The following is an 8917-nucleotide window of genomic DNA, read 5'->3' on the forward strand; positions in this document are numbered from 1 at the left end:
GAGAGATGCGATTCGGCGCCGGCCGCGCGCGCGACCCGGGCGACGCAGGCCTGTCCGCCCGAGGCGTCGAGGGCGGCGAAGACCTGGAGGATCGCGTTCGGCCCGATGCGCGGCCCCGACGGATTGTCGAGCGCGGTCAGGGTGGTGGTTCCGCAGGGCTGGGCGCCTTGCTTGGGTGCCGCTTGTTGTCGTGCATGGTGCGCCATTCGACCTGCTCCGCGCCGGCCTTGCTCCGGGCGCCGTCGAAATGGAAATCGACCTTGCGCTTCGATTGCGGCCCCCAGTAGCCGACCCGGCCTAGATCGTAGAATTTGCGCTCGAAGCCGGATTTCATGAACGCCTTGAGGCAGCCGAGCAGATAGCGCCTTCGCGCGCCGGAGCCGGCCCAGGGGTAGGAGAACAGCGCCTTGCGCATGTAGAAGCGGCGGTAATTGTGCATCACCCGGTCGAGTAGTTCGGCGCGGTCCATTGCCGCGGGGCGGATGATCGGGGTGACGAAATTGTATTTCTCGTAGTCGAACACCTCGACCTTGTCGGCCAGGTCGCGGAACAGGTCGGAGAAGGGCCAGGGCGTGTACATCGACCAGTTGGCGAGATCGGGCGCCCAGTCGCGCGCCATGCGGTAGGTTTCCTCCAGCGTTTCGCGTGTTTCGTTCTCCAGCCCGACGATGAACTGCGCCTCGACCACGATGCCGGCGGCGCGCAGCAGGGCGATCGCCTTGCGGTTCTGCTCGATCGTGGTTTCCTTGTTGAAACGGTCGAGCTTCATCTGGGCGGCGGCCTCGGTGCCGAGGGAGACGTGGATGAGCCCGGCGCGGCGGTAGAGCGGCAGCAGCGCCTCGTCGCGCAGGATGTCGGTGACGCGGGTGTTGATGCCCCAGAGCAGGCCGACATCGCGTGCGATCAGCTCCTCGCAGAAGGCGACGAATTTCTTCCGGTTGATCGTCGGTTCCTCGTCGGCGAGGATGAAGAAGCCGACGCCGTGCTCATCGCGCAGACGCACGATTTCATCGACCACTTTCGAGGGATCGCGGTAGCGGTAGTCGCGCCAGAATTTCCATTGCGAGCAGAACGAGCAGGTGAAGGGGCAGCCGCGCGCCATGTTGGGGATGGCGACACGGGTGCCGAGCGGGATGTAGCGGTAGCGGTCCCAGTCGAGGATGCTCCAGTCGGGGGCGAGGGCGTCGAGATCCTTGACGGTGGGGGCGGCTTCGGTTGCGACGACCTTGCCCGCCTCGCGGAAGGCGATGCCGCGGATGTCGTGGCGGGTTGCCGCGAAATTCCCCGCCGCCACGGCACGGGCGAGATCGACGATGATCCCTTCGCCCTCGCCGCGGACGATCACGTCGATCCAGGGGGCTTCGGCGAGAACCTGGCCATACATGAAGGTGGCGTGCACGCCGCCGAGAACCGTCAGCGCGCCGGGATGTTCCTCGCGCGCGATCTTGAGCAGGCGCTCGGCCTTGTAGATCGAGGGGGTGATCGCGGTGCTGCCGATGATGTCCGGCCGTTCGGCGCGGAGGATGTCGCGCAGGGCGTCGTCCGACAGGTCGTTGGTCATCGCGTCGATGAAGCGCAGATCGGTGAAGCCGGCGGATTTCAGCGCGCCGGCGATGTAGGCGGCCCAGGCGGGCGGCCAGTTTCCGGCGATTTCGGCGCCGCCCGAATGATAATTCGGATGCAACAGCAGGATCCGCATCCATCCCTCCCGGTGATTTTGATATGTCAGATTATAGTGACAATTCGAAATGTCACTTTGATCTACATCAAGGAGGGGTGCCGAGTGATGACGCTTTCAGATGAAGTATATCATTTGATTACATAAAATATGATCATATGGTGTCCATGTCGAAAGATTTGGGACTACGGAATGTTAGTCCTAGGTTCTGGACTCAGCAGACCCATGCCGTGACGGCGAGGACGAGACATCTAATGGCAAGAACGTCACGTGCGGCTTTGTCCTAGCGTGTGACGATGGCGCGCCGGTCCTTGAGCCTGCAGAAGGCGCACTCGATGAGATTGCCCAATCTGTAGGCGACGGAGTCGAAAGCCGGTATGGCGCGGCGGTGGGGCGTCGTCGAGATCACGAGCCTTGTGCCCTGCCTGGTGAGGAAGGCGCGGAGGTCATCGGCGTCGTAGGCCTTGTCGGCGATCAGGTCTTCTGGCGGCGGCATGGTCGGCAGAAGCGATCGGGCGCCGCTGATGTCGGATACCTGTCCCGGCGTCAGGAGGACGGCGGCGACGCGCACCCTGCTCATCCGCGGCGGCATGGATCCTGGTCGTCCGTCCACCCCTCGATCGGCCGATCGCCGCCCATTACGTGTCGTTCAGTCAGAAGCGGTCCGCCATGTTCCAAGCCCTGCGTGGAGGCTTGAATCTAACGCTCCGTGGTCACGGAAATGGTACAGAACCTCGAGCATTTTCCGATCCTTCCAGATCGGATGTAATGCTCGATTGTATTGATAAAGATGCTCTAACCGAACCCGGTGCCGCGAAAGCGGCGCTCGACCGCGTGGCGCACCAGCTCCTTTACATCGGCAAGCCCGAGTTTGCCGCGGATCCGCGTGCAGTTGTTGGCGATCGTCTTGTAGCTCACCCCCATCGCATCGGCGATCTGGCCGATCGAATTGCCCATGCCGAGCAGATGGACGATTTCCGCCTCGCGCGGCGAGAGCGTGGCGTCGACCTCAGGCTCTCGGGACGGCTTCTGGCCAGCGCGCACGACGACATCCGGATCTGAACACCGTCACCACCAGCATCGCACCGGCATGGCCTCGGCGTGTCGAACTCTATCTTGGTGAGAGAGAGTTGCGGACCGACATCGTCGTGCAGGTCACGGCAAGGTCGGCCCGCTCTTCCTCCTGAATCCGGTCCATCTGATCCTGAGCTGGCGTGCCTCGGCCGCGCGTGCCGCGAGGTCGCGCACCAGACCGTTGAAGGCGGCGACCAACGAGCGCCGTTCACGCGGGCCAGCGGTGCGGCCGGCGCGCAGATCGGCGATGCCGCTTGCCAGCTTGGCGAGCGGCGCCAGGATCCAGCCGATCAGCCGCCAGCCCAGCAGCAGGGAGACGCCGACGAAGAGAACGACGAACAGCGTGTCATCCGAGATGTTGGCTCACACCTCGGATGTCTCGTCGCGCGCCGAGAGATCCAGCACGATGATGTCGTGGGCTCCCGCAGTCGCGACGCCGCGAGTTCCCGGCGCGCGGAATCGTAAAGCACGATGCGGATGTTGCGCGAGCCGTCGAAGATATGCACGAGGCCGCGCAGAACGCCGTTGTGATCCGGCCGGTCGCGCAACAGCCGGAAATTGTTCAGAACGGTTGCTTTCGCGACCTCCTGCGCCGCGTTCAGCTCGGCATGCACCTGCCGTCATCCGTTCCAGATGACGACGGCGCCAAGCGTGACCAGGATGATGCCGAACATGACCCGCATGCGCAGCGACATGAAAGTTGCCGCGCATGACCTCGCCGGCACGGGGCGCGTCAAATCCGGCAGTCTTGCCGGGGCGGCGGCATCGGCGTCAGGTCCCTCCGTGGAAGGCTTGCACCGCCGCCGAGGCGCCCTGCGCGATGAAGGCGGCATCCGAGCCGACGGTGACGAGATCGAAACCCGCATCGACCATCTTGCGCGCATAGGCGGCCGAGCCCGTATGCACCGCGGCACGCTTGCCGTGGTGTTTGGCGCGGGCGAGGATATGCAGGATCGCGTCGTGAACGGGAGAGTCCACCGGATCGAACCGCGGCGCCTCGCCGAGCGACAGCGCGAGATCGCTCGGGCCGATATAGACCGCGTCGAGTTCCGGAAGCGAGACGATGTCGTCGATCGCCTCAAGCGCCGCGCGGGTCTCGATCATCGCGAAGCCTGTCACCATGTCGTTGGCGCGCTGCGCATAGTCGGCGCCATGGATCAGCGCGGCGCGGATCGGGCCGTAGCTGCGCCGGCCGCGCGGCGCGTAGCGCAGGCAGGAGACGAAGGCTTCGGCCTCGGCGCGGGAATTGATCATCGGGCAGATCACGCCGAGCGCGCCGGCGTCGATCGACTTCATGACGATGCCGGGCTCGAACCAGGGCACCCGCACCATCGGGATCACCCCGGTCGTCGCGATCGCGGTGAGCATCCGAACCGCGTCGCCATACTCGATCAGCCCATGCTGCATGTCGACCGTCAGGCTGTCCCAGCCCTGACGCGCCATGAGTTCGGTGGCGAACCCGGCCGGAACCGACAGCCAGCCGTTCAGCACGGCACGGCCCGACTCCCAGATTTGCTTGAATGTCATCCGCTCCTCCGCTCGATGAGTAGGCAGAATTCCACACTCGCGCGGCGGAGACAAACTGGGGTAGCGCCGCTGCCCGGTGGCGTCGGCATGCGCCGGTGCCTATATCGAAGGCATGAAAATCCTCGTCACCGGGTTCGAGCCGTTCGGCGGCGACAGCGTCAATCCCTCCGCCCTGCTCGTCGAGCGACTTGCCGCGGAACCTGTCGCCGGCACCGAGATCCGCCGGCACGTCCTGCCCTGCGCGTTCACGCCGCTCGAAAGCGCCCTGCGCGAGGCGATGACGGACTGGGCGCCCGACGTGGTGATTGGTTTCGGCCTCGCTACCGGACGATCGGGCATCAGCATCGAGCGGGTGGCCATCAACCTGGTCGACGCCCGCATTCCCGACAATGACGGCAATGCGCCGATCGACGAGCCTGTCGCCTTCGACGGCCCCGCGGCGTATTTCAGCACCCTGCCCGTCAAGGGCGCGCTGCAGGCGGTGCGCGCGGCCGACATACCCGTCGCCGTCTCGCATACCGCCGGCACCTTCGTGTGCAACGCCACCTTCTATCTCGCGCGGCACATCGCGGAGACGATGGCCCGGCCGGCTCTTGTCGGGTTCGTGCATGTGCCCTGCTTGCCGGATATGCCCGCCGCCCAGGACGGCGCCGCATCCCTGCCACTCGATCGGATGATCGCGGCAGGCCGCGCCGTGATCAAAGCGTGTCTCGACGGCAACACCGGACCGCGAATTAGCGGCGGAACGATTGCATAGATTGCGATTTCCGCAACATTTGGCTACAAAATCATGGTGTTGCCGATCTGACACAAAAAAATCCCCGCCGGCGGACCGGCGGGGAAGTCAACAGGGAGGCTTCACGTCTGGGAGACGTCGGGATCCGAAGATCCCTATCCGGTCGGTCAGGACCGGATCACTCGCGGCATCTCTGCCGAACTCTCGACCGGAGCAACCGGCCTGTCTGTCACATAAGACGGCACAGACGGGAATAAAGGGTTCACTCTGTGAACCCGCCATGAATTTATCGCATAACCTGCATAAGTCGCCTTTCGTCAGACCGCGCCCGCAAATTCGGCGAGTTCCCCGTTGAACCGTTCGGCAAATTCGTATTGTGGCGTGTGACCGCATTCCGGATACAGAGACAACCGTCCCTCAGGGACAGTTGCGGCGATATGCTCGGCCATCGACGGCAGAACAATCGCATCCTCATCCCCCTGGGTGATCAGCACCGGACGGTCGAGTTCGGCCAATGTCCTTGTGAAATCGAGCGTCCGCATCAGCAGGAAGGCGCGGATCGCGGGTGGCGTGAGCGCGAACGCGACCAGCGCGCGCTCGGCATCGGCCGGCGGCAGCGGGCGATGCGTGGTGGCGTGGATCACGCTGCGCGCCCCCTCGATCATCACGGCGGGATCGTCGCTGGCCGCCATCAAGGCCCCCTCGATGAAGCGGCGACCGATATTGACGGGCGGGTTCGACGAAATCACGGCGGCACCCACGAAGTTTACAGCGCTCACATTCTTGGTGCCATGGCGGGCCAGATAATCGCCGATCACGTAGCCGCCATAGCTCGCGCCCACCAGAACCGGCCGCCTGAGCCCGAGCGCGATCATCACCGCCGCGATATCGTCGGCCCAGTGGGCGCTGGTCTGGTACATCGCGGGGTCGAGCGGCTTGTCGGAAAACCCGTGCCCGCGCAGGTCGACGCAGACCAGGCGGAACCGCTCGCGCAGCGTGCTGTCGAACTGCGACCGCCACGCGAGGTAGCAGGACGACCAGCCATGGATGAACAGGATGGGTTGCGCGTGCTCGCTCCCCCATTCCCGCACATGCAATCCGACACCGCCCGAGCCCATCACCCGATGGACCCGGCCGGCCTCGTGCTCGATCATCCCGCTCACTTCGGCGCCGGTCAATCAGGCCATCCGGTTGCGGACAAGATCGTCGACCACCGCCGGGTCGGCGAGGGTCGAGGTATCACCCAGGCTGTCGGTCTCGTTCGCGGCGATCTTGCGCAGGATTCGGCGCATGATCTTGCCCGAGCGCGTCTTGGGCAGGCCGGGCGCCCACTGGATCGCATCCGGCGCGGCGATCGGGCCGATTTCCTTGCGGACCCACATCACCAGTTCCTTGCGCAGTTCCTCGGTCGGCTCCTCGCCGGCGACGAGCGTCACATAGGCGTAGATGCCCTGTCCCTTGATGTCGTGCGGGAAGCCCACCACCGCGGCCTCGGCCACCTTGGCGTGCGCGACCAGCGCGCTCTCGACCTCGGCCGTGCCCATCCGGTGGCCGGAGACGTTGATGACGTCGTCTACCCGGCCGGTGATCCAGTAATATCCATCCTCGTCGCGGCGGGCGCCGTCGCCGGAGAAGTAGAAGCCCCGGAAGGTCGAGAAATAGGTCTGGATGAACCGCTCGTGATCGCCGTAAACCGTCCGCATCTGGCCGGGCCAGCTGTCGGCGAGGCAGAGATTGCCTTCAGTCGCCCCTTCCAGGACGTTGCCGTCGCCATCGACCAGAACCGGCTTCACGCCGGGCAGCGGCAGCGTCGCCGAGCCTGGCTTCTGGTCGATCGCGCCGGGCAGCGCCGAGATCAGGATGCCGCCGGTTTCGGTCTGCCACCAGGTATCGACGATCGGGCAGCGCTGGTCGCCGACGACGCGATAGTACCAGAGCCAGGCTTCAGGATTGATCGGCTCGCCGACCGAACCCAGCACCCGCAGCGAGGCGCGCGAGGTCTTTTTCACCGGCCCCTCGCCGTCGCGCATCAGCGCGCGGATCGCGGTCGGGGCGGTGTAGAAGATGTTGACCTTGTGCTTGTCCACCACCTGCCAGAAGCGGCTGGTGTCGGGGTAGTTCGGAATCCCCTCGAACATCAGCGTGGTGGCGCCGTTGGCGAGCGGACCATAGACGATATAGGTATGGCCGGTCACCCAGCCGACATCGGCGGTGCACCAGTAGACCTCGCCGTCATGGTAATCGAACACATACTGGTGGGTGAAGCTCGCCCAGACCATGTAACCACCGGTCGTGTGCAGCACGCCCTTGGGCTTGCCGGTGGAGCCGGAGGTGTAGAGGATGAAGAGCGGGTCCTCGGCATTCATCGGCTCGGGGGGGCAGTCGAGCGGCATGGTCGCCGCCGCCTCGTGATACCAGACGTCGCGGCCGTCCTGCATGTCGACCTGGCCGCCGGTCGCCTTCACCACGACAACCTTCTTCAGCATCGGGCAGGATTTCGCCGCGGCATCGACATTGGCCTTCAGCGGCACCTTGCGGCCGCCGCGGCGGCCTTCATCGGCGGTGATCAGGATCGAGCTGTCGCAATCCTGGATGCGGTTGGCGAGGCTGTCCGGCGAGAACCCGCCGAACACCACGGAATGAACCGCGCCGATGCGCGCGCAGGCGAGAATCGCCACCGCCGCCTCGACGATCATCGGCATGTAGACGGTGACGCGGTCGCCCTTCCGCACGCCGAGCGACTTCAACACATTCGCCATGCGGCACACTTCGGCGTGCAACTCGCGATAGGTCACATGCTTCTGTTCGCCGGGATCGTCACCTTCCCAGATGATCGCAACCTGGTCGCCGCGGGTGGCGAGATGCCGGTCGAGACAGTTGGCCGATGCGTTCAGCACGCCGTCCTCGAACCACTTGATCGAGACATTGCCGGTGAAGGTGACGTTCTTGATGCGGGTCGGCGGCGTCATCCAGGTGATGCGCTTGGATTCCTCGGCCCAGAACGCCTCGGGATTTTCCGCCGCGCGGCGCGCCATGTCGTCGTATCTCGCACGATCGACAAGCGCGTTAGCGGCGATCTCCGGCTTCACGGGAATGGTTTCGGGCTGCGACATGCCTGTTTCCTCCTAAAATTTCTTTCGAGTATGGCAAGTTTCCCTGAAATCTGAAAGTGCTGCGGTGCAAAAACCGCAGCGCCGTTACCCCGCCATCAGCGCGGCCTCCATCGCGGCGACAGCGCTCATGTTCACGAGGCCGCGGGCGGTCACGCTCGGGATCGCGATATGCAGCGGCTTCGACAAGCCGAGCAGGAACGGGCCGACCGTCACCGCCTCGCCGGCGGCCTTGAGCAGGTTGAAGCCGATATTCGCCGCGTCGATCGAGGGCATCACCAGCAGGTTGGCCGAGCCGGTCAGCCGGCTGTCGCACACCGCGCGGGCGCGGATCGGTTCGAACAGTGCCGCGTCGGCGTGCATCTCGCCATCGACCTCGAGTTCCGGATCCTGCGCGTGGATCAGCGCCAGCGCCCGGCGCATCTTGCGCGCGGAGGCCGAGTTCGACGCCCCGAAATTCGAATGCGACAGCAGCGCCACCTTCGGCGTGATCCCGAAATGCGAGACCATTCCCGCCGCCAGATGGGTCATCTCGGCGATGTCCTCCGACGAGGGGTCCTCGTTCACGTGCGTGTCGCAGAAGAAGAGGTTGCCGCTCTGCAGGATCAGCGCCGTCATCGCCGATACCCGCTTGATCCCCGGCTTGCGCGGAATGATCGGCATCGCGTAGCGGAACTGGCGCGACCAGTCGCCGAGCCCGCCGCAGATCGCCGCATCCGCCTCGCCGGCGGCGAGCAGCATCCCGGCGGCCACGGTCGGCCGGCGCGAGAGCTGGCGCTGCGCCGCATCCGG

General features: G+C 65.2%; 10 protein-coding genes. 2 read left to right on the top strand and 8 right to left on the bottom strand.

Going from position 1 to position 8917, the window contains the following annotated elements; translation table 11 throughout:
• From APM_RS22395 to APM_RS10030, 4 genes are all read right to left on the bottom strand, one after another.
• Positions 1-206, bottom strand: a 206-nt coding sequence (locus APM_RS22395; RefSeq protein ID WP_138919187.1) for a hypothetical protein, incomplete at its 3' end; no start/stop codon positions are given.
• Positions 137-1699 (bottom strand): magnesium-protoporphyrin IX monomethyl ester anaerobic oxidative cyclase, encoded by a 1563-nt coding sequence (gene bchE / locus APM_RS10020; protein WP_007423256.1) that lies wholly within the window; start codon positions 1697-1699, stop codon positions 137-139. The genes bchE and APM_RS22395, both read right to left, overlap by 70 nt.
• A 262-nt stretch (positions 1700-1961) precedes the next feature.
• The gene (locus APM_RS10025; RefSeq protein WP_158004995.1) at positions 1962-2258 is read right to left on the bottom strand and encodes a transposase; all 297 of its coding nucleotides are present in this window, start codon (positions 2256-2258) and stop codon (positions 1962-1964) included.
• Positions 2259-2473: 215 nt separating this feature from the next.
• Positions 2474-2722: a response regulator transcription factor gene (locus tag APM_RS10030; RefSeq protein WP_007423258.1), complete on the bottom strand. Its 249-nt coding sequence runs from the start codon at positions 2720-2722 to the stop codon at positions 2474-2476.
• Between the two features lie 530 nt (positions 2723-3252).
• Here APM_RS10030 and APM_RS10035 point away from each other — a divergent pair.
• On the top strand, positions 3253-3465 hold the full coding sequence (locus tag APM_RS10035) for a hypothetical protein (RefSeq protein ID WP_039888256.1): 213 nt from the start codon (positions 3253-3255) through the stop codon (positions 3463-3465).
• A gap of 58 nt (positions 3466-3523) precedes the next feature.
• Here the strand turns inward: APM_RS10035 and APM_RS10040 are convergent, their stop codons facing one another.
• On the bottom strand, positions 3524-4279 hold the full coding sequence (locus tag APM_RS10040) for an HpcH/HpaI aldolase/citrate lyase family protein (protein ID WP_007423259.1): 756 nt from the start codon (positions 4277-4279) through the stop codon (positions 3524-3526).
• A gap of 76 nt (positions 4280-4355) precedes the next feature.
• Here APM_RS10040 and pcp point away from each other — a divergent pair, with 76 nt between their 5' ends.
• A complete protein-coding gene (pcp, locus tag APM_RS10045; RefSeq protein ID WP_007423260.1) occupies positions 4356-5036 on the top strand; it encodes a pyroglutamyl-peptidase I in 681 nt (226 codons plus the stop codon).
• Between the two features lie 296 nt (positions 5037-5332).
• On the opposite strand, the gene APM_RS10050 is transcribed toward pcp, so the two are convergent.
• From APM_RS10050 to APM_RS10060, 3 genes are all read right to left on the bottom strand, one after another.
• Positions 5333-6193: an alpha/beta fold hydrolase gene (locus tag APM_RS10050; RefSeq protein ID WP_007423261.1), complete on the bottom strand. Its 861-nt coding sequence runs from the start codon at positions 6191-6193 to the stop codon at positions 5333-5335.
• On the bottom strand, positions 6194-8128 hold the full coding sequence (acs, locus tag APM_RS10055) for an acetate--CoA ligase (protein ID WP_007423262.1): 1935 nt from the start codon (positions 8126-8128) through the stop codon (positions 6194-6196).
• Between the two features lie 84 nt (positions 8129-8212).
• The coding region (locus tag APM_RS10060; protein WP_007423263.1) for a phosphate acyltransferase at positions 8213-8917 on the bottom strand (705 nt) is incomplete at its 5' end.

It is taken from the genome of Acidiphilium sp. PM, assembly GCF_000219295.1.
Classification (GTDB): Bacteria; Pseudomonadota; Alphaproteobacteria; order Acetobacterales; family Acetobacteraceae; genus Acidiphilium; species Acidiphilium multivorum.

What these genes read in the sequence shown, in the direction of transcription:
- APM_RS10025 (WP_158004995.1), bottom strand. Translation starts at nt 2,258, where the DNA reads ATGAGCAGGGTGCGCGTCGCCGCCGTCCTCCTGACGCCGGGACAGGTA.
- acs (WP_007423262.1), bottom strand. Translation starts at nt 8,128, where the DNA reads ATGTCGCAGCCCGAAACCATTCCCGTGAAGCCGGAGATCGCCGCTAAC.
- APM_RS10035 (WP_039888256.1), top strand. Translation starts at nt 3,253, where the DNA reads ATGCACGAGGCCGCGCAGAACGCCGTTGTGATCCGGCCGGTCGCGCAA.
- bchE (WP_007423256.1), bottom strand. Translation starts at nt 1,699, where the DNA reads ATGCGGATCCTGCTGTTGCATCCGAATTATCATTCGGGCGGCGCCGAA.
- APM_RS10040 (WP_007423259.1), bottom strand. Translation starts at nt 4,279, where the DNA reads ATGACATTCAAGCAAATCTGGGAGTCGGGCCGTGCCGTGCTGAACGGC.